The sequence below is a fragment of the Gardnerella vaginalis genome, from assembly GCF_001546485.1.
GTDB classification, from domain to species: domain Bacteria; phylum Actinomycetota; class Actinomycetes; order Actinomycetales; family Bifidobacteriaceae; genus Bifidobacterium; species Bifidobacterium vaginale_D.
On the sequence record NZ_KQ956869.1, the window covers coordinates 1,881 to 21,735 of the forward strand.

Sequence of the window (19,855 nt, forward strand, 5' to 3'; positions counted from 1 at the left end):
CGGTGTGCTTTCAACGCAAGCGAGGTCTGCCTCCGTCGTTATTGACGGAGGCAGATTTTGGTTGGTGTGGTTTTGTGGTGGGTTTTGTTTTTGTTTGTTTGGGTTTTGACCGAGCTTGAAATCATTGGGATTTCAAGCTCAGTAATTCTAAGCAAGCTTAAAAATTCGACTCACTGAGTTGGCGACGTTTATGGGTATGTGCTAATCTAGTCGTTGCTAACTTTGTTAGCGTGGGGCTTTAGCTCAGTCGGTTAGAGCAGCGGACTCATAATCCGTCGGTCCAGGGTTCAAGCCCCTGAGGCCCCACGAACTAAATAACGCCACTTCATAGTTTATGGAGTGGCGTTATTGATTTTATGAGTTAAATTTTATTTTTTATTTTATTTTTATTTTCCGGCTTTTGCTAAATAATCCGGTATTTGCTTTGGATACTTAGGCCATGCTCCTTCTTGAGTGCATACGAATGCAGCGGTATTAACGGCTGCTCGATGCGCCTCTTGCAAGCTTTCGCCTTTAAGAATATGTGCTGCGAATGTTCCTGAGAACGAGTCCCCAGCACCAACTGTGTCAAGAACTTCAACGTGTGGCGTTGGTATAGTAGAGCTTTCTCCGGTGCTAGTAGTAATCGTACTAAAAGTAGAGCCGCCTGTAAGAATCACATAATCTAGTCCGTAACGAGCTTGGAACCACTTGCAAGCTTCCTCGTCTGAAGTGTCGCGAATATTGAACATATCGCGCAATAAGAATAGTTCCGAATCGTTAAGCTTAAATACTGTGGCTTCTTGAAGTAATGTGTCAATAAGATCCTTAGAGTAATGGTCGCTTCGAATGTTTATGTCGAAGAACTTCATTGCTCCAGGCTTAGTATGCTTTAACAATTGTAAAATTGTGTCGTGAGTTTCTTGAGAACGTAAGCTTAGAGTGCCAAAGCATACCGCATCTGCTCGTTCTACTAAATCAATGAGTTCTCGAGTGTAAAGAATATGATCCCATGCTATATTTCGCAGAATAGTGTACTCTGGTATTCCCTTTTTTAGCGTTACTTCCACAGTGCTTGTTGGCCACGCGTTGCGTTGAATAATTGAAGTGATTCCAGCTTTGTTCACTTTGTCAATCAGCTCATCGCCGAGTTGGTCTTGACCAACAGCACTAATCATGCAACTTTGTGCTCCGTGGCACTGTGCATGATATGCAAAATTTGCTGGCGCTCCGCCAACACGTTTTCCGTGTGGAAGTAAATCCCATAAAAGTTCGCCGAGTGAAAGAACAATTGGCTTAGACATAACATTCCTTTCGCGCGCGCCAGTGCAGCAAGTAGTGCGTGCCTAACGTAATACACGAGCTACTAACTTGATAAAAGCATTTCGTGCAAATTTTGCTTATAAAATTGCTATATAAACAATTATGGTGCGCCCTTGCGATAAGTAACATGCATAATGCGTGTTACGTTTTACGAGAACGCACCATAAGCACTACTTAAACATGCAAACTATCAGATTCCACTAATAGGACACTGATTGCATGAGTAGCATATTTTCTATTGTGTAATTATTTTAATGGTTAAAAATGTCGTTTTTGCCAGCTTGCTCAGCCATCCATGCTTCTACGTCATCGATTTGCTTTGGAATGTCAATAGAAAGCCATTCTGGACCGTTTTCAGTCATCAGAACATCGTCTTCAATACGAATTCCAATTCCGCGCATTTCTTCTGGCAACATTAAATCGTTAGCTGCAAAATACAATCCTGGCTCAATTGTAAAGATCATGCCTGGAGTAATTTTTGCACCTTGATAAGACTCGTAGCGTGCTTGAGCGCAGTCGTGTACGTCTAAGCCAAGATGGTGAGCTACGCCGCAAGCATGCCAGCGGCGATGCTGCTGACCTTCTGGTGAAAGTGATTCCTCAACGCTTACTTTCAAAATTCCCCATTCATGCAAGTGTTCAGCTAATACGCGCATGCAAGCGTGGTGAATATCGGAGTAGGTGGCGCCTGGTTTAGCGGCCTCAAAACCAGCTTGTTGAGCATCAAGTACACATTGGTACAGTTTCTTTTGCAAATCAGTAAATTTGCCATTCGTTGGGAAAGTACGTGTAATATCGGCAGTGTAGAGACTGTTTACTTCAACGCCAGCATCAATAAGCAACAAATCGCCGCTAGAAACCACACCAGTGTTGCGCATCCAGTGCAAAATTGGAGCATGCTTGCCGGAAGCAACAATGGTGTCGTAACCGACTTCGTTTCCTTCTTCGCGAGCAACAGAATTAAAAGCACCCTCAATCATGCGTTCGGAATGTTCTTTTCCAAGCGCTTGAGGTAATCTCGTAAGCATGCGGTCAAAACCGAGCTTTGTTGCGGCAATGGCTTTGCGCATTTCTCGAATTTCATAATCATCTTTAAGCATGCGTGCTTCTGCAGCGAATTCGTGCAATTTGTCATCAGCAGAAGTGTTTGCATCTTCGTCTGTAAATCCGCTTGCTTCGCGCATTGCTTCAACTTTTGCAGTGAGCTCAGGGTCTGTTTCTCGAATAATGCGGACGCGTATGCCTTCTTCATTCGCATCGTCGCTTACATTCTTTGCAAGAGCATCATCAAGTTCTGCAATATCGCGCGTTTCAATGCCTGTCATGGCTTTAAGCTCTTTTAAGCCTGCACGAGGACCAACCCAGTATTCGCCGTAGTGAGGATCCTTATAGAAAGCTGCAGTGCTGTTATCTGCACGTGGAGCCACAAAAAGTTCAGGAACATGCGTTTTTCCAGCCTTAGCTTCTTCGCTTCCTTCACTGACTGGCTCCATAACTAGCACGGCACCAGCTTCATAATCTTGACCTAATCCAGTGTAGTAAGCGAAAGTAGTGTCTGGACGGAAAGCGTAATCGCAGTCGTTATTACGTACTTTTGGTTGCCCTGCAGGAATAACTAAGCGTTCACCTGGGAAACGTTTGCTAAGAGCTTCTAAGCGAGCTGGAATGTATTTGCTGGACTCAAGTGGTTTAACTTCCGGTTCCTGATTATCCCAGCTGCTTGTCATAAAATCTTTAAAAGAATTACTATTTGGACGAAGAGAACGATTATTTACTCGATCTTCTGCTTTTTGTGTTCCATCAGCTTTTAATTCTTCGCCATGCTCTGTTGGCGTATATTCTGCCATTATGAGACTCCTTAACTCTTCTTTTCGCATGCAAAAAGTCAATACATGAGACAATATAAACTAACATAGTCTTATTTGCCATTTTATGCGAGTTTTTCATTGTGAAAGCGCAAGATTTTATATGTAATTTACAAAGCAAGTTGTTTTTGCTTGAATGATGTGAATATTGTCACAGTATATTCATGTGTGCGTGTGTTGTTAGTATCAACTAATCTAGATAGTTGGAAAATGAGTAAGCGAGCGTTATAAAAGGGGAGTGTAGTTATGTCTATGGAACATCCAAATCGTAACAATGAGCGAATTATTGATATTGAGCGTAATATTATGAGCCGCGCTCCTGAGCATAATAAAACTAATCTCGATCTAGACAGGATGCGCTTAATTCTCGATATTCTTGGGCATCCTGAAAAGTCTATGCACGTTATTCATATTACTGGCACGAATGGCAAGGGTTCTACTGCTCGCATGGCTGAGTCGTTGTGCCGAGCATACGGTTTGCGCACGGGGCTTTATACCTCTCCGCATTTAGAGCGCATAAATGAGCGTATTATGATTGACGGCCAAGAAATCAGCGATGACGATTTTATTGACGTTTGGGATCAAATGAAAGATATTATTGACATGGTTGATGCTCGCATGGAAGCTGACGGTAAGCCAAAAATGAGCTTTTTTGAAGTGCTTACGGCCATGGCGATTTGGGCTTTTGCGGATGCTCCTGTTGACGTTGCTGTTATGGAAGTTGGCATGGGTGGCGAATGGGATGCTACGAATGTTATGAATGCTGATGCTGCAATTATTGGGCCTGTGGATATGGACCACATGCAGTGGCTTGGAAACACTGTTGAGGAGATTGCTCGCACAAAAGCTGGCATTATTAAGCCAAATTGCACTGTAATTTTAGGTCCTCAACCACATGAAGATGAAGTTTTGCCGATTATTAAGGAAGTTGCTGAGCGTAATCATGCTACATTATTGCGCGATTCTTCTTATGGTGACGGCGAGCTTGAAGTTGTGTCTCGTACTCCTGCAGTTGGTGGCCAGGTTGTTACTTTGCGCACGCCTCTTGGTACTTATGAGGATGTGCCAATTGATAAGTTTGGTAAACATCAAGCGCATAATGCTTTGGCGGCGCTTGCTGCTGCAGAGGTTGTGCTTCCTATAAATGGTGCTTTGGACGGTGATTTAGTTGCGGAAGCTTTAAGTCAGGTTAAGGTTCCGGGTCGTATTGAGCAGGTTCGTACTTCGCCGACGATTATTGTTGACGGTGGTCATAATGTGAATGCTGCTGAGTCTCTTCGTGAAACTATTGAAGAAAACTATCATTTTGAGCAGCTTATTGGCGTTGTTGCAATGATGGCAGATAAGCAGGTTGAAGAATACTTGGGTGTGCTCGAGCCTATTTTGACGAAGATTATTGTGACTCGTAATTCTTGGCGCGACCGTGTGATGGATCCAGAAGATCTTGAGAAGATTGCTGTAGGCGTATTTGGTAGGGATCGCGTGATTCGTGTCGATGAGCTTCCAGATGCTATTCAGACGGCTGTAAATCTGGTTGATGAAGACGATGAACTTGGCGTGGGTTATGGTCATGGTGTGCTTATTTGTGGTAGCTTTGTTACGGCAGGAGACGCTCGCACCATGCTTGTTGAACATGTGAATCCGGACTTACAAAAACCAAAAGATCAGCGCGACGCAATTTATCCGAATATTGACGAATCTGTAAATGAAAACAAGTCTGTAAATCACACAGTGCAATAAATAGTTCATCTATTCAAAGCATTGCCCCAATTTGAAATTCTCCACAAGAATTGCCCCCAAGATTATGAATGTAAATAATCAAAGGGGCAATTTGCTACTGAGTCACGTTACTTGTTTATTAACTCACTTACGCAAAGATTGAGCTTTCTCTACAGTATTCTTTACTAGTACTGCTTGCGCATCGACTAGCGGAATTTGTGGAAGTGGGAAAGCTTCGTTCAGTACGCTCAACTCTGTGCATCCCAAAATAAGTGCGTCACAATGGAAGCTTCCTACAGGGTCGAGCATTTCGCTTAATACCGATTCGTAACGGTGCAAGTCAAGGTCTCCTGTGCCTTTTACGTCGTCATAAATAAGTGAAGTAATACGATTTTGTAAATTATCGTCCGGTGCTACAAACGTGTATCCTGCTTCTTCAATAGCGCGTTGGTACACGCCTGCTTTACGTGATCCTGCAGTACCTAGGAATCCAATACGATTGCATTGAGACTTTGGGTAACGTTGAGCAACTTCAGCTACAGCACCACGTGGCATATGCATAATCGGCACAGTAGTAAGCGCTTGGAATTGGTCATAAAAGTAGTGTGCAGTATTGCACGTAAGTACAATAAAAGCAGCCCCCATTGCTGTTGCTTTAGCTATGTCATCCGCAAGAACAGGGAATGGGTTCTCTGCTGATTTGCCAATAATATATGCTGTTCTATCTGGCACAGAAGCGTCATTAAATACTACATAGTCTAAAAATTCTTGATCATTATGCGCATGTGTTTCTTTGTTCAGTAAACGAATATAGCTTTCTGTTGCAAGAGTTCCCATGCCGCCAAGTACAGCAAAAAACGGACGTTTCATTGTCTCATATTCCCTTCAAAGTTACGCAATAATTTTCACGCTTTATTGCGGAAAAATTCTGCGTAACGTTTTGTGTAAATTGAAAACATGTGGCGAATCATCAACCAACGTAGCAGATTCATATCCTTCTTATATTCTAGCGTAGTGCCCCAATCGCCTTGACGAATCATATGGAGACCGCGCGTTTTTTCATCGCCCTCTGCTACATAATCGCAAAAGATGGATCGCGGAATTTCCATCCACAACTTTTCTCCACGACCAAATACAGTATTTCCGTCAAAAGGCTTGTGATCAATTAAATCCTCAACAAAATATTGCGCAATATTAAATCCGTTTAAAGTGACGAAATAACTGGAACGTCCTTGTCGTAAGTTGATTTCAAAAAGCTTATACTTGCCGTCGCGCTCATCGTATTTCATATCGAAATTAGCTACACCAACGTAATGTATATCTTCCAAAAATGCTTTAATATTTTGGAAAACTTCCTCGTTATAATCTGGAATAATGGCTGCATAATTACCGATTGCTTCTGGAGTTGGATCCTCAAGCAGAGGGTGACCGAGGAACATCATGCGTACATGATGGTCACTGTCAACGTAAGCATTGAGCACACGCATGCGGCTATCGTCCCCAGGAATGAAGTCCTGCAAAATCATTTCGCCAGTGTATCCGGCTTGATATGAGCGCTGAATAAGTGTATCAAGATCTTCTGGATTATCAATAATAAACGCCTTTTTGCGTCCCTCAAAATCAACGTCAAGCCATTGCGTACTATTCGCTGGTTTCATAGCAATAGGGAAGTCGAATGGCAAATCTTTATATGCATGAGCTGCTACTTCTTCAGCGTTTACAACTTTAGTTTTTGGATGAGGAAGATTGTATTGTTCACAAGTTTTATAGAATGAGCTTTTAAGGCTAAGCTGGCGATTGAGTGAATTTGGCAATGTGTGGAAAGCAAAATATTGATGCAATTCGTCTCCGCATTGGCTTAAAAGATTCGCGTACACATCGCCGCAAGGAATAAGCAGCAGCTTGATATGAGGATGTTCATTCTGCCATGAGTGAGCAAAATCAAGCATTGTGCTGCGGAATGTAGGAAGTTCGCCGAAGCCAGGAACAATTCTTACATCGACAATTTTACTGAATTTTGTAGGCGAAAGCTGGAAGTGTGCAAAAGCAATGGAAGTAATACCGTATGCTTCATGGAATGCTCGAGCCATACCGTAAGCATTAATATCACTGCCGAGTAGTACAGGTTGAAATCGTTGATTCTTCATTTGTGTCTTCTTTATTTGTTTTTTAGTTTGTTACTTAGTTTGTTTTTAGTTTGTTACTTAGTTATGTAGTAATTGTATTTATGTTATTCGTATATTTTTCAGACTTTTGCATAAGTATATTACAAGCCGAAAAGACGTTTTATTACAAACGAATCACCCTCATACGGCACATGCTGTCGTTTGCTTTTAATCCAACGTTCGTCGCCTTTTCCAATAGCAAGAAGAATGTTTAATCTTCCATTTTTTTGTTCGCTGTTTGCCGCATCGTTGTAAGCGTATTCTATTGCTTCGGCTCTGTCGATAATAATGTGTGACAAAACATTTGGATTAGTGACGTAACTTTGCATACTGTCACAAATATGCCTTACGTCTTCAGTATCAGTGTCTTCAGTAGTGAAAATAAACTGTTCTATACGGTTTTGTGCGGCTTCAACAATCTCTTTGCGACGATCCACAGCTTTGTCTCCTGTTGAGCCTGTTATAAGCGTTATTCGTGGATTATATTGGCCATAGCGTTCTTCTACAAAATCAAGAACTGATTTCGTAGAAATATAATTGTGCGCATAGTCAACAACCGCAATCATATTTGAGTGAGTATCTTCAAAAACTTCCATGCGTCCAGAAATTTTTACGTTCTCAATAGCATGTAAAGCTTGTAGATCGGTGTCTTGATTAATGCCCAATTCTCCTGCAATAGCAATAGCAGCTAACGCATTTTCGTAATTAAAATCTCCTGCAATAGACAATGCGAATTCGTCAATAGGGCAGTAGTGCACGTCTTCTTCGTAGTCCCTATCTTCGTAGTCGTCATCTTCGCTTGAGTCTCGCATAGCGATGCAATGTGATTCACTATGTTCTACTGGCATTGCAATGTAGTCAGGAGTAAGTAATTCTGTGTAATCGTCATCGTTAACAGATGTGCAATAATGTATGCGATCATCGTCAAGATCATCGAAATTGTCATTTTTGCAAGCGTTGCTGTCTATTTCATCTTTTTTAATGCGAGCAAACGTTGTTACAAGCACATCATTGCGCTCGGCATCTTGTAAAAGAAGATCTGCATGATCGGCATCAGAATTGAGTACTAAGTGCTTAGTATTTGCAATAATTTGTCGTTTGCAATACAAGTAATCTTCAAAAGTTGGGTGCTCAATAGGGCTAATGTGGTCTGGGCTGATATTCAGGAATGCAGCAACATCAAATTTAAGACCATAAACACGATTTACTTTGTATGCTTGCGAAGAAACCTCCATAACAAGGTATTTCATGCCATTATCTACCGCTTCACGCATCATTTGGAAAGCGTCGAAACTTTCTGGAGTAGTTAAATGAGATTCAACATAATTTTTTCCGTCTACGCAATTATCTACCGAAGAAAATAGTGCAGCTCTTCCATGAGAATGCGCACTAAGAATAGCGTGAGTAAAGTAAGCTGTAGTCGTTTTGCCTTTAGTTCCTGTAATGCCAACAACTGTAAGATCTTTTTGTGGATTTCCAAAGAATGCTGCTGCGAGTACACTCATTGCTTTACGAGCATCAGTAACAATCAATCCAACCGCATTAGTGTAATCAGCGTAACTTTGTTCAGCAACATATGCTGTGAGGCCTTTACTGTCAGCATGTAATAGATACTCTGGTTTAAAATTACCTTTGACAAACAGTAAAGTTCCGGGTTGAATATCGCGTGTATCGTATGTAGCGTGAGCAAAGGGCTCACTTGCATTAATACTGGCAAAACAAGATGTGTCTAAAGACCAAATTTCATTTCGTGCATGCGTAGGATCTGCACTATTTTCGTTGTTTGTAGCAATATTATTTGAATTATAGTGTTGAATCATTTCGCGCAATAAACCGTAATGTTGCAAAAGTTCACTTGCGCTTGTTAAAGACAACGTATTATGCATGCTCATACTTTACTTCTTTTCACCAAACATGAGGATTTCATCGTAGAAAATAACTACTACGAAATGAGATTTTGTTATATTACAAGAGACTTATAACCATGTTCCAGTAATCGGCTCACGTCCATGGGATTGCAACCACCGGTTGAAACTATCTCGCCACTGAAGATAAGCGGATCGTTGCCACTCCATGATAGTAGCTAATGTCATACTACTCACGCATTCGTAAAGTTGACTCATTGGCTCAATTAAATCAAGAGCTGCAACTGTGTCTGCAGTAGCATCATGAAAATCGCCGATTGGTTCAACTCCGTAAAATTGCGAAGTAACAGTAAGTGTACGTTTACCAGTTCGCTTAGAAATAGCGCGATCAATAACGAGTGGATCGACAGTAAGTACATCATGGTTATTCAGTGTGGATATTGAGCAAGCCGGGCGTTGATCTAATGAAGTAAGTTCCCAGCGTTGCAAATCATGACGCAACATTGCTACGTCAAAAGGTGCATTGTAAGCCAGTAATGGAATATTTTTCGCTTGGGCAGTACTTACTGCAAGTGCTAGCAATTCAAGTTCTTCTGCAGGCTCTCCACCGTGTTTTTGTAAATATTCGTCGGTAAATCCGTTTACTTCGCTTGCTTTAGGATTCATGGGTTGATGTGGATTAATCAGCCAAGTAGATACTGTGTCTCCTTTGTGACCTAATGCAGGATTGCGAAGTACGAGGGTTGCAGAAGCGATGGCATCTTTGCCAATATTTGCTCCAGTTGTTTCAGTATCGAAGCCAAGCAGCCACGACTCTGCAAGGGGAGTGTTTTCCTCTTGGAATGGTGCTGCATTTAAAGCATCTAACAATTCATTAATGTTCGTTGGCATAGTCATAATATTACCGCAACGTCATGTTATGGTACATGGCGATGGCATGTTGCTCAGTAATGCCATCGCATCTTAGCAAAAGTGTAGTGTAATAATTAAAAGCGTGATTGCTGTCTTATAACTTGTGCAAATAAGCATCGTTTAAGAGTATGATATTGCTTATGAGTAAGCAGCAACGAACAGGTAAGCAGTCTGTTCAAAAACATAGTGCGCTAAAACAGGATACTTTGAAGAAGCCGATTGCTGCGCTACGTTCGCGTATTATATCTCCTCAATATTGCGGTATGGGTTCTTGTCAGCGTCGTAAACAATTTGAACAATTAGTTACTCCTTGCGTAGATACGTTGTATGCGCAAGCAGTACGACTTACTCATAATGCGCAAGATGCCCAAGATTTAGTACAAGATACTTTTGAGCGTGCTTTGAAATCTTTTGCAACATTTCAAGAGGGTACGAATTTTGCAGCATGGATTAATAGGATTGAGAAAAATCTGTATTTTAATCAATACGCACAAGCAAAACGGCGCCCACAGCGAGCTAATGACGCCACTGGTGAATATGACGATTGGGATATTTATGAAGCTTCTAATCACTGCCCACAGGGCTTACTTTCTGCAGAACAAGAGTATTTAGAAAGATTTGCTCCTCAAGAAATTATGTCAGCCTTATGTGCTTTACCTTCTGACCGTAGAAAAGTTTTTATCGAAGCTGCCATTAATGGAAAATCGTATAAGCAAATTGCTCAAGAAGAGGGCATAAAAATTGGTACAGTTATGAGCCGACTTAATCGAGCACGTACGCAATTAAAGCGCGAACTTGCTAATTATGTCAGTGAATAAAACAAAAAGCCCACGATGAACGTGGGCTTTACAGTATGTATAAGCGAATTTATAGCTTAAGCATTTGGCCTTTTGCCGTGATTCGCTGCTTTTTTACGACGCGCCTTGCGCTTGCGGCCACGCATACCCATAATGCACTCCTTAACGATTAATGAACAACCTTAGGGATTATCGCACGTTGCCAAGACGTTATATTTGTCAACGTACTAATCTTGTGTGAGTAATCACTTGTTGGTAGCAATATTTGCAGTGATAAAGCTTATGTTGCTTATGCTGCAATATCTGCTACAGTTGCATTTAATAATGTTACGATGTCTTGAGGATTAAGCACTACATCCAAGCCGCGTTTTCCTCCAGAAACAAGAATCTCATTAAATTGCATAACGCTACTATCAAGCACTGTTTCATGATGCGTTTTTTGTCCGAATGGTGAAATGCCTCCAACTACGTAGCCGCTTTCGCGTTGTGCAACTTCTGGACTTGTCATACTTGCTTTCTTTGCGTGTACTGCGCCGGCGATTGCTTTCATATTGAGACGTCCGTTTACTGGAACAATTCCAACTACTCGCTTTTCACCAGTGTCAACCATAAGAGTTTTGCAAACTTGAGCTGCACTTACGCCTAGCTTCTCAGCAGCCTCAATTCCGTAGCCGTCGTCCATATGATCTGCGTCATGCTCGTACTCTGCTATGCGGAAGGTGATTCCTGCGTTTTCGAGTTGCGCAATAGCTGGTGTTGCTTTTCCGGTTGTCGCATGTTTTTTACTCATTGTGTTCCCCTTAGTGTTGCGTATTGTGATAGCAATTTTGTGTTACATGATATGCTATACCGACTATTGACTTAATGTAAATCTAAACAATAATCCCCTTGTGTAGCTTAGAAAGCAGCACAAGGGGATTATAATTCGCTATTAGCTTAGTTTTAACTTAAGTTAAGATTTAAGCTAATCTCACTCGGAGATTTCAGCGAAGTAAAGAAGGGTACGAATCATGTTAGCGGTGAAGCCGCACTCGTTATCGTAGAAGGTAACAGTACGAGCCAAAGTTACGCCGTCAACAGTGTTCACATCGGTCTGAGTTGGATCGAACACGCCACCGTGGGTGTCGCCGATAATGTCAGAAGACACGATGCTGTCAGCATTGTAGCCGAAGTATTCGCAGTTCTCAAAAGCCTTCTTGAAGGCTTCGTTGATTTCTTCAGTAGTGGCTGGCTTCTCAAGAACAGTGGTCAACTCGGTAACGGAACCATCTGGAACCTGAATACGCTGTGCGTGACCCTGGAGCTTGCCGTTCACTTCTGGCACAACCTTGCCGATTGCCTTAGCAGCGCCGGTGGAGTGCTCAATGGTGTTGCAAGCTGCAGAACGGTTGTTGCGTGGCTTGGAGCCGCGTGGACCGTCAAGAATCATCTGAGTTCCGGTGTAAGCGTGGATGGTGGTCATGAAGCCGGACTTAATTCCCCAGTTGTCTTGCAAAAGCTTCACCATGGCTGCCATGGAGTTGGTGGTGCAAGAACCAGCGGAAACGATGTTATCGGTTGGCTTCAAGATTTCGTGGTTTACGCCGAATACGACGGTTGGTGTGGTCTCGTCCTTAGCAGGAGCAGAGATAAGCACCTTCTTAGCGCCAGCGTTCAAATGAGCTTGAGACTTCTCAGCAGAAGTGTAGAAGCCGGTGCATTCGAGCACAAACTCAACGCCATCATTCTTAACCCATGGAATGTTGTTAGCGTCTTTCTCGGCGTACACTTTGTAGGTCTTGCCATCTACGACGATTGCATCTTCGGTGGAAGTCACCTCAACTGGGGTGCCGTCATCGTGACGGAAGGTGCCGTGGGTGCTGTCGTACTTGAGTAAGTAGGCAAGCATTGAAGGAGTGGTCAGATCGTTGATGGCTGCGACTTCGATATCACCGGCTTGACCGCCACGAGCTTGAAGCTCGAAGATGCGACGGAATGCAAGACGACCGATGCGACCGAAACCATTAATACCAATCTTGACTGTCATGTGGTTCTCCCTTGAGTGAGACCTCGTGCGCAACGTTTTAAGCCGCGCTATTTTCGCGATGAAAACTCACGCATTGTGGTCATCGTTATTTGAATTAACGGTGTTCATTTTAGTGTGCGGTATGTACGAAGATTTGTAACATAGCTCACTTTTGTTGTTATAGCATAGTGCATAAAGGGTGAGCGTTAACATACTGTGTTTTGTGAGTCTTTTTGTGCATTTTTTGGTAATTTATAGTCGTATTTTTTTCTTTATTCGTGCTGTTCGATTGAACATTCATTTTGTTATGTGTACAAAATAAGGCTGGCGAACATGTTAGTAAAACACTCGTCAGCCTTATTGAGGAATTACTTACATTTTTATTCGTTATATGTCATAGATTCAGCTGCTGCAGTAGTGGAATCTGTAGGAGTTATTTCATTTTCCAATGGCACAGCTAAAGCTTCGGATACAGAAGTGTCAATTTCGCCTAAATCACCAATTGGTCGTTTAAACCAACTGACTTGGGGCAGAGGTGCATTAATAGGGAAAGTAACAATAAGTGTACCTTCATGAACATCAATATGTGCCGGAATATTATCTAACAATTCGTTGCTTAAACCCTGAACCGCATCTCCGTGCATAATCGCATGCTGAAGTTGATACTTTAAGCCACGCTCATTGACATCTTTTGAAATAGGCGTATGCGAAAAAACCGATACAATACGTGAAGTGCTGCCGGTTGATGCAGGAAAATCGAGCGCTCCATCATGAATAGCAGTAACAACCTGCCCATCCCCGTACAGAAAACCGATACCGCCGCGTCGAGCTAATCTAACCATCAGCTGTATATTAGAAATAGTATGGTCAACGCGACCGCCTAAGCCGCCGAAAATATGAAACTCTCGAGATCCTTTAGACCAACCAACTTTTAATGCAGAAAGCAAATCAGGATCATCTTTTTCAGCGGGCAAACGCGTAATAATTGCATCGGTTGGTAATTTTAAGCGTACGGAATCAAAGTCGCCAATAAGCGCATCGACATGTAAACCTAGTTTACAAGCGTGATCCCAACCGCCATCTGCAGCAATAGTAAGAGCACGATCTGGCACATGCTCACGTGTGTGGTCGTAATAATCTCCTGCTGCCAATACTACGCAGCGTTGCAAAGGTTCCATAGCATCATAATAACGCTGCATTGGTACTGTTGTTATAGTCTTTCAACAAGAGTTTATAAGTGCTATGTTAATTAGTATTTTGTTAGGTTTCCTATTTATATTTTGCGTAGATTCTGCTCTCCATTGGTGTAACGCTGTTGATACGTTTATATAATCCCGTAAAACTAGTTCGTGTAATCCTGAAACCAGTTACTATTTCGCTGGCACGTCGAATAATTTTTGGATTAGTATTTCGATTACATAAAGTGCTTGATGTAATATTGCATAGCAAATTAGATTTTCCAATGAGAGTTTCAAACTATTATGGATTTTCTGCGATGTTTGCTAGTAGACAGCGTAGTGCTGTGTTGTGTATCCTATGAGGAGAAATAAATGTGCGGAATTGCTGGGTTCATTAATGACACCCCAATTAACGTCAAAAGCCAAATTATCAAAGACATGACGGATGTGATTGCTCATCGTGGACCTGACGAATATGGCACGATGATTGATGAGCATGCTGCACTTGGATTCCGTCGTCTCAGCATTATTGATCTTCACGGTGGATCTCAGCCGATGTATAACGAAGACGGCAATCTTGCGGTCACATTTAATGGAGAAATTTACAATTACAAGCCACTTCGCGAAGAGCTTATTCAAGCTGGTCATACCTTCCACACTGATTGTGATACAGAAGTATTAGTGCATGGTTATGAAGAGTGGGGCAAGAGTTTACTTAGTCGTTTACGTGGCATGTTTGCTTTTGTTATCTGGAATAAGAGTACTCGAGAATTGTTCGGCGCTCGCGATCATTTTGGTATTAAGCCTTTTTACTATGCGCTTATGAACGGTACGTTTATGTACGGTTCCGAGATTAAATCATTACTGCGTCATCCTGATTTTAAGAAGGAACTCAATGAAAATGCGCTTAAGCCGTTTATGACATTCCAATATCCTGCAATTAATGAAACTTTCTTCAAAGGCGTGTTTAAATTGCGTGAAGGCCATTGTTTTACCTATAAGAATGGCGAAATGAAGATTGAACAGTATTATGATCCTGATTTTCATGAAACGAAACAGCGTTTGAATGAGCTAGTTGATTCGATTGATAAGACGGTTTGTGATTCCGTTAAAGCTCACCAGATTGCAGATGTTGAAGTTGGTTCATTCCTTTCTTCCGGTGTAGATTCCAGTTATGTTGCAGCTGTTGCTCGTCCAGAGCACACATACTCTATCGGTTTCGCAGGTGGTCGTTACAACGAGTCTAAGCAGGCTGGTGAGCTAGCAAAGATTATTGGATTGAACAATAAATCTGAAATTATTGATGCTGCTGACGCATTCCGTTATTTCCCACAGATTCAATGGTATTTGGATGAGCCTGATTCTAACTTCTCTTGTGTTCCACTGTTCTTCCTTGCAAAATTAGCTTCACAAGATTTACGCGTTGTGTTAAGCGGTGAGGGAGCAGATGAATTATTTGCAGGATACATTGATTACGGTGTTCACACGCGTTCCAAGCTTATTAAAGTTGTGACGCGTATGCTCGCAAAGTTGCCAAAAAAGTTACGTTATGCTATTGCTCACGCTGTTAAAGGCAAACATTTCCACGGTGCTTGGCATTTGTACGCCAATTTAGCTCCTGCGGAAGAACATTTTATTGGACAGTCAAAAGTATTCGATGAAGAAGATGCTGTAAAGCTTTTGAAACCTGAGTATCGTAAAGGTCCGAGTGTCTACAGTATTGTCGGTGCTATTTATAAGAAGATTGCTGGTAAAGGTCTTTCAGAAGTGAAGAAAAAGCAATATCTCGATATGCATCAATGGATGCCAGGAGATATTTTGCTTAAGGCAGACAAGATGACTATGGCTCACTCGTTAGAGTTGCGTGTGCCTTTGCTGGATCGCGTGCTTATGGATGTTGCAGAAAAAGTTCCTACTAGATACTTAATTACTGACGAAAATACGAAATTTGCATTCCGCCAGGCAGCAGCTCGCCATTTGCCGAAAGCGTGGTATGACCGTGAGAAACTTGGTTTCCCAGTGCCGGTCAAGGATTGGTTGCGTGAAGAACGTTTTTATAAGATTGTGCGTAAAACGTTTGAAAGTGATGATGCTGCCAAATTCTTCGATCAAGATGCTTTGCTTCATATGATTGACGATAATTATGCAAAGAAAAATGACGATCGTCGTAAGATTTGGACAGTTTACACATTCCTAACTTGGTATGATGTGTACTTTAACCATGAGGGGTTAAAGCCTGAACCAATGCAGTTAGCATAAAAGTCACATAGTTTTGAGTTTAGTTATGGGCAGTCATCACTACTTTTGGTGTGTTGGCTGCCTTTTTGTCAAGGCTTCTAGTAGAATGAATATTTGGCTTGAGTAATCAAGAAAGTGGGATGTCCCCACCTGGAAGCCTGTTGTGGTTTCGGGTTCATGACTTCGGTCACTTGGGTAGCTGTTTGTGCTGCCCGTTGCGTTTGTATTGAAAAGCGCTTTGTTGATGTGAAGTGTGAATTTCCGCAACTCTTGGACTTCTTGGTGTATTGCATCTTACCAATATTTAGAAGGATTGGAGTCATCATTAGCGACGAACCACGCATTAACGAGGAGATTCGAGTCTCTCAGGTGCGCCTTATTGGTCCAAAAGGCGAGCAGGTGGGAGTTATTGCAACCTCGGTCGCGTTAAACCTTGCAAGAGAAGCGAACCTCGATCTTGTCGAGGTAGCGCCTACTGCTAAGCCTCCAGTAGCCAAGCTTATTGACTACGGCAAGTACAAGTACAATGAAAAAATTAAGGCTCGCGAGGCGCGCCGTAATCAGACCACTGCTGAGGTTAAGGAAATTCGTTTCCGTCTTAAGATTGATGATCATGATTTCGATGTGAAGAAGGGTCATGTACTTCGTTTCTTGAACGGTGGCGACAAAGTCAAGGTCACTATTATGTTGCGTGGCCGTGAGCAGTCTCGTCCGATTGGTGGCGTGGAACTGTTACGTCGACTTGCAGACGAAGTCTCTGAAAGTGGCATCGTTGAGTTTGCGCCGAAGCAAGAGGGTCGCAATATTATCATGACTCTCGCTCCAAAGGGCAAGAAGATTCATACACAGTCTGAACAGCGTCGCCGTGGCGCTGAATCGCGTGCTGAGCGTCAAGCTCGCCAAGCTGCGCGTCTTGCTGCAAAGCAGGAAGTGCAAGCGCAGGCTGCAGCTGCAGCAAATGCTATGCAATCCGATCAACATCACAAGGAGGGCAGCAATGCCGAAGATGAAAACTAATTCCGCAGCGTCCAAGCGCGTTCGTCTTACCGGTACCGGTAAGGTGATGCACGATGGTAGCGCCATGCGCCACAACTTGGAGCACAAGTCGGCTCGTAAGCGTCGTGCTCTTTCTGAAGATAAGGTATTAGCAACTGCGCAGAGCAAGAAGCTTAAGGGCTTGCTCGTTAAGTAAGTAAACAAGTAGAAATTGCTTGTAGACGAATACGCAATCGAAAATTTTTAAGAAAGCTGAGGAATACTTATGGCACGAGTAAAGCGCGCAGTTAACGCTCACAAGAAGCGTCGCGTTGTTCTTGAGAGGGCTTCTGGCTATCGCGGTCAGCGCTCCCGTCTTTATCGCAAGGCAAAGGAGCAGCTGCTCCACTCATTTACTTATAACTTCCGCGACCGCAAGGCTCGCAAGGGCGACTTCCGCAAGTTGTGGATTCAGCGCATCAACGCTGCAGTTCGCGCTGAGGGCATCACTTACAATCGTTTCATTCAGGGCTTGCACTTGGCTGGCATTGAATTGGATCGTCGTGCTCTTGCTGAACTTGCAGTTTCAGATATTGAAGCTTTTAAGGCTGTTGTAGAAGCTGCTAAGGCCGCTTTGCCAGCCGATGTAAACGCTCCAGTTGAAGCCTGATTTTGTTTCAATAGAGTTTGATGTGAAGCCCGTCGATTTCGGCGGGCTTTTTGTGTTCTGCTTCAAACTTGGAGCTTTTCTGTGTCTAGATTCTCTACTGTTGTTTGTTAATGCAAGCAAGAAATATTTATTTCACACGCGGAACTAGATTTATACAATACGTTTTAGTCAGCTATAATTACAACATGCATCCAAATCTTGATTCTGCAAATACTATAACCAATATTCCTAAAGAATTTGCACCTTATATTCAAGGCTTTATTGCGCATATTGATATTGAACGTGGTCTTTCTAAAAAAACGGTATCTGCATACGAATCTGATTTAAAAGATTACACGTCTTGGCTAGAATCAGCACGAAAAATAAGAAGTATTAAAGCAATTACTGAGCTAGATATCGAATCGTATGTGCGCTACTTGAGCGAATCAGGTTTGGGTGCTAGAACAGTTGCGCGCAGACTTGCAAGTATTCATGAATGGCATCGTTTTATGTTGGCGCATGAAGATATTAACATTGATGTTTCAACTTCAGTAAAAGCTCCAAAACAAGCGGATCATTTACCGGACGTACTGAGTATAGATGAGGTAAATCGTGTTATTGAAGCTGCTGGAAATTTTGGAAGCACTGACGCAATTTCTCTGAGAGATGCTGCACTACTTGAATTTTTATATGCTACAGGAGCGCGAATTTCTGAAGCTGTTGGAGTAAAATTTGAAGATCTTGATTTAGATGAGTTTGTAGTAAAACTTACAGGTAAGGGTGCGAAACAGCGTTTAGTTCCCATTGGCGGTTGCGCAATTAGGGCTATTCGTAGGTATATTGAAAAATCTCGCCCAATATTATCTGCAAAAAGTAAACGAGAATTGCATACTATTTTCTTAAATAAACGTGGCGATGCGTTATCTCGACAATCTGCATGGGGAATAGTAACGCAAGCTGGTGAGCGTGCAAAACTTGGTAGACAACTTCACCCACATACGTTACGTCATTCTCTTGCTACGCATTTAATCGCAGGTGGTGCTGATGTGCGAACAGTACAAGAGCTTCTTGGTCATGCTTCTGTAACAACAACGCAAATTTATACGCATATCAGTCCAGATGCTTTAGTTGAAGCATATGTTATGAGTCATCCTCGAGCTAGATGATTTTATACACAGAGTTTCGTGAGTATACCTGTTGATAGAGTGGGAAATATGCCTACTGATTTACTTGGACGCGAATATGAGACTTTTCACGCGCCGGAACCGCTAATTTCTCACGGTCCTGCGCGAATTATTGCTATGTGCAATCAAAAGGGTGGTGTTGGGAAAACAACAAGCTCTATTAATATTGCAGGTGCGCTCAGCCAGTACGGTCGTCGTGTATTAATTGTTGATTTCGATCCACAAGGTGCTGCAACTGTTGGACTTGGTATTAACGCTAATGCACTTGATAACACAGTGTATACTGCGTTATTTGACTCATCAGTAGATATTCATGATGTGATTCGTCATACTGATACGGAAAATATTGATATTATGCCGGCGAATATTGATTTGTCTGCAGCGGAAGTGCAGTTGGTTACAGAAGTTGGTCGTGAGCAGATTCTCGCAGGTGTGTTACGTAAAGTGCGTGACGAATATGACGTTATTATTATAGATTGTCAGCCTTCGCTTGGCTTACTTACAGTTAACGCACTAACAGCTGCAGATGGCGTGATTATTCCACTAGCAGCAGAATTCTTTGCTCTTCGTGGTGTGGCTCTTCTTATGCAATCTATTGAGAAAGTTCAATCGCGTATCAATCCTAATCTTAAAGTTTTTGGCGTTTTAGTTACTATGTATACGCGTACTTTACATAGTGAAGAGGTATTACAACGCATTTACGAAGCTTTCCAAGATCGTGTCTTGCATTCTGTGATCTCGCGCTCTATTAAATTGCCAGATTCTACAGTTGCTGCAGTACCTATTACTATTTTTGCTCCTGAACACAAGACGGCGAAGGAGTATCGTGAAGTTGCGCGCGAATTAATTGCTAAGGGTGTTGTTGCTTAAGTTTTTTACGGCTTGATTTGCGCGATTTTTCGCGCTTCACAGCATTTTTTCGTTATTCTTGGGTTTCGTCTATGAGTTTTGACTAATGTGTTTGGTTTCTTAGTGTTGTGAGGTCAAGGAAATTTCAGCAT

The 19,855-nt window shown here is 42.3% G+C and carries 18 protein-coding genes and 1 tRNA gene; 9 read left to right on the forward strand and 10 right to left on the reverse strand.

Annotated elements, in window-relative coordinates:
• The first annotated feature begins 232 nt into the window (after nucleotides 1-232).
• A tRNA-Ile gene (locus tag HMPREF3208_RS04795) sits at nucleotides 233-306 on the forward strand.
• An 80-nt stretch (nucleotides 307-386) separates the two neighbouring features.
• Here the strand turns inward: HMPREF3208_RS04795 and HMPREF3208_RS04800 are convergent.
• Both HMPREF3208_RS04800 and HMPREF3208_RS04805 read right to left on the reverse strand, forming a co-directional pair.
• Nucleotides 387-1,283: a carbohydrate kinase family protein gene (locus HMPREF3208_RS04800; protein WP_016637748.1), complete on the reverse strand. Its 897-nt coding sequence runs from the start codon at nucleotides 1,281-1,283 to the stop codon at nucleotides 387-389.
• Nucleotides 1,284-1,553: 270 nt separating this feature from the next.
• Entirely contained in the window at nucleotides 1,554-3,149 is a 1,596-nt protein-coding gene (locus HMPREF3208_RS04805) for an aminopeptidase P family protein (protein ID WP_064347469.1), read from the reverse strand.
• Nucleotides 3,150-3,413: 264 nt separating this feature from the next.
• Between HMPREF3208_RS04805 and HMPREF3208_RS04810 the strand changes: the two genes are divergently transcribed.
• A complete protein-coding gene (locus HMPREF3208_RS04810; protein WP_050567786.1) occupies nucleotides 3,414-4,907 on the forward strand; it encodes a bifunctional folylpolyglutamate synthase/dihydrofolate synthase in 1,494 nt (497 codons plus the stop codon).
• A 123-nt stretch (nucleotides 4,908-5,030) separates the two neighbouring features.
• On the opposite strand, the gene HMPREF3208_RS04815 is transcribed toward HMPREF3208_RS04810, so the two are convergent.
• From HMPREF3208_RS04815 to HMPREF3208_RS04830, 4 genes are all read right to left on the reverse strand, one after another.
• Nucleotides 5,031-5,756 (reverse strand): aspartate/glutamate racemase family protein, encoded by a 726-nt coding sequence (locus tag HMPREF3208_RS04815; RefSeq protein ID WP_016637751.1) that lies wholly within the window; start codon nucleotides 5,754-5,756, stop codon nucleotides 5,031-5,033.
• A gap of 35 nt (nucleotides 5,757-5,791) precedes the next feature.
• A complete protein-coding gene (locus HMPREF3208_RS04820; RefSeq protein ID WP_016637752.1) occupies nucleotides 5,792-7,033 on the reverse strand; it encodes a carboxylate--amine ligase in 1,242 nt (413 codons plus the stop codon).
• Nucleotides 7,034-7,152: 119 nt separating this feature from the next.
• Nucleotides 7,153-8,943 carry a UDP-N-acetylmuramoyl-L-alanyl-D-glutamate--2,6-diaminopimelate ligase gene (locus HMPREF3208_RS04825; protein WP_016638075.1) on the reverse strand — a complete coding sequence of 597 codons (1,791 nt, stop codon included), beginning with the start codon at nucleotides 8,941-8,943 and terminating at the stop codon, nucleotides 7,153-7,155.
• Nucleotides 8,944-9,027: 84 nt separating this feature from the next.
• Nucleotides 9,028-9,807, reverse strand: coding sequence for an exonuclease domain-containing protein (locus tag HMPREF3208_RS04830; protein WP_032814884.1), 780 nt, complete (start codon nucleotides 9,805-9,807; stop codon nucleotides 9,028-9,030).
• Between the two features lie 284 nt (nucleotides 9,808-10,091).
• Here HMPREF3208_RS04830 and HMPREF3208_RS04835 point away from each other — a divergent pair, with 284 nt between their 5' ends.
• Nucleotides 10,092-10,646 (forward strand): sigma-70 family RNA polymerase sigma factor, encoded by a 555-nt coding sequence (locus HMPREF3208_RS04835; RefSeq protein WP_032814882.1) that lies wholly within the window; start codon nucleotides 10,092-10,094, stop codon nucleotides 10,644-10,646.
• Between the two features lie 56 nt (nucleotides 10,647-10,702).
• Here the strand turns inward: HMPREF3208_RS04835 and HMPREF3208_RS06995 are convergent, their stop codons facing one another.
• From HMPREF3208_RS06995 to HMPREF3208_RS04850, 4 genes are all read right to left on the reverse strand, one after another.
• Nucleotides 10,703-10,777 (reverse strand): 50S ribosomal protein bL37, encoded by a 75-nt coding sequence (locus HMPREF3208_RS06995; RefSeq protein WP_369803150.1) that lies wholly within the window; start codon nucleotides 10,775-10,777, stop codon nucleotides 10,703-10,705.
• Between the two features lie 137 nt (nucleotides 10,778-10,914).
• Complete coding sequence (gene ybaK, locus HMPREF3208_RS04840; protein WP_016637756.1) at nucleotides 10,915-11,415, reverse strand: Cys-tRNA(Pro) deacylase; 501 nt, start codon at nucleotides 11,413-11,415, stop codon at nucleotides 10,915-10,917.
• A gap of 180 nt (nucleotides 11,416-11,595) precedes the next feature.
• Nucleotides 11,596-12,651: a type I glyceraldehyde-3-phosphate dehydrogenase gene (gene gap / locus HMPREF3208_RS04845; protein WP_016638074.1), complete on the reverse strand. Its 1,056-nt coding sequence runs from the start codon at nucleotides 12,649-12,651 to the stop codon at nucleotides 11,596-11,598.
• Between the two features lie 359 nt (nucleotides 12,652-13,010).
• Complete coding sequence (locus HMPREF3208_RS04850; protein WP_032814880.1) at nucleotides 13,011-13,808, reverse strand: thiamine diphosphokinase; 798 nt, start codon at nucleotides 13,806-13,808, stop codon at nucleotides 13,011-13,013.
• A gap of 372 nt (nucleotides 13,809-14,180) precedes the next feature.
• Here HMPREF3208_RS04850 and asnB point away from each other — a divergent pair, with 372 nt between their 5' ends.
• The 6 genes from asnB (at nucleotide 14,181) to HMPREF3208_RS04885 (ending at nucleotide 19,724) form a co-directional block, all read left to right on the forward strand.
• Nucleotides 14,181-16,067, forward strand: coding sequence for an asparagine synthase (glutamine-hydrolyzing) (gene asnB, locus HMPREF3208_RS04855; RefSeq protein ID WP_064347471.1), 1,887 nt, complete (start codon nucleotides 14,181-14,183; stop codon nucleotides 16,065-16,067).
• 258 nt (nucleotides 16,068-16,325) lie between these two features.
• Nucleotides 16,326-17,063 (forward strand): translation initiation factor IF-3, encoded by a 738-nt coding sequence (gene infC / locus HMPREF3208_RS04865; RefSeq protein WP_196488962.1) that lies wholly within the window; start codon nucleotides 16,326-16,328, stop codon nucleotides 17,061-17,063.
• The gene (rpmI, locus tag HMPREF3208_RS04870; protein WP_004128670.1) at nucleotides 17,044-17,238 is read left to right on the forward strand and encodes a 50S ribosomal protein L35; all 195 of its coding nucleotides are present in this window, start codon (nucleotides 17,044-17,046) and stop codon (nucleotides 17,236-17,238) included. Before infC ends, rpmI begins: the two co-directional genes overlap by 20 nt.
• A gap of 69 nt (nucleotides 17,239-17,307) precedes the next feature.
• Entirely contained in the window at nucleotides 17,308-17,691 is a 384-nt protein-coding gene (gene rplT, locus HMPREF3208_RS04875; RefSeq protein ID WP_004105106.1) for a 50S ribosomal protein L20, read from the forward strand.
• Between the two features lie 185 nt (nucleotides 17,692-17,876).
• Nucleotides 17,877-18,836, forward strand: a complete 960-nt coding sequence (gene xerD / locus HMPREF3208_RS04880; protein ID WP_032814870.1) for a site-specific tyrosine recombinase XerD — start codon at nucleotides 17,877-17,879, stop codon at nucleotides 18,834-18,836.
• Nucleotides 18,837-18,884: 48 nt separating this feature from the next.
• A complete protein-coding gene (locus tag HMPREF3208_RS04885) occupies nucleotides 18,885-19,724 on the forward strand; it encodes a ParA family protein (protein WP_016636996.1) in 840 nt (279 codons plus the stop codon).
• Nucleotides 19,725-19,855 lie beyond the last annotated feature (131 nt).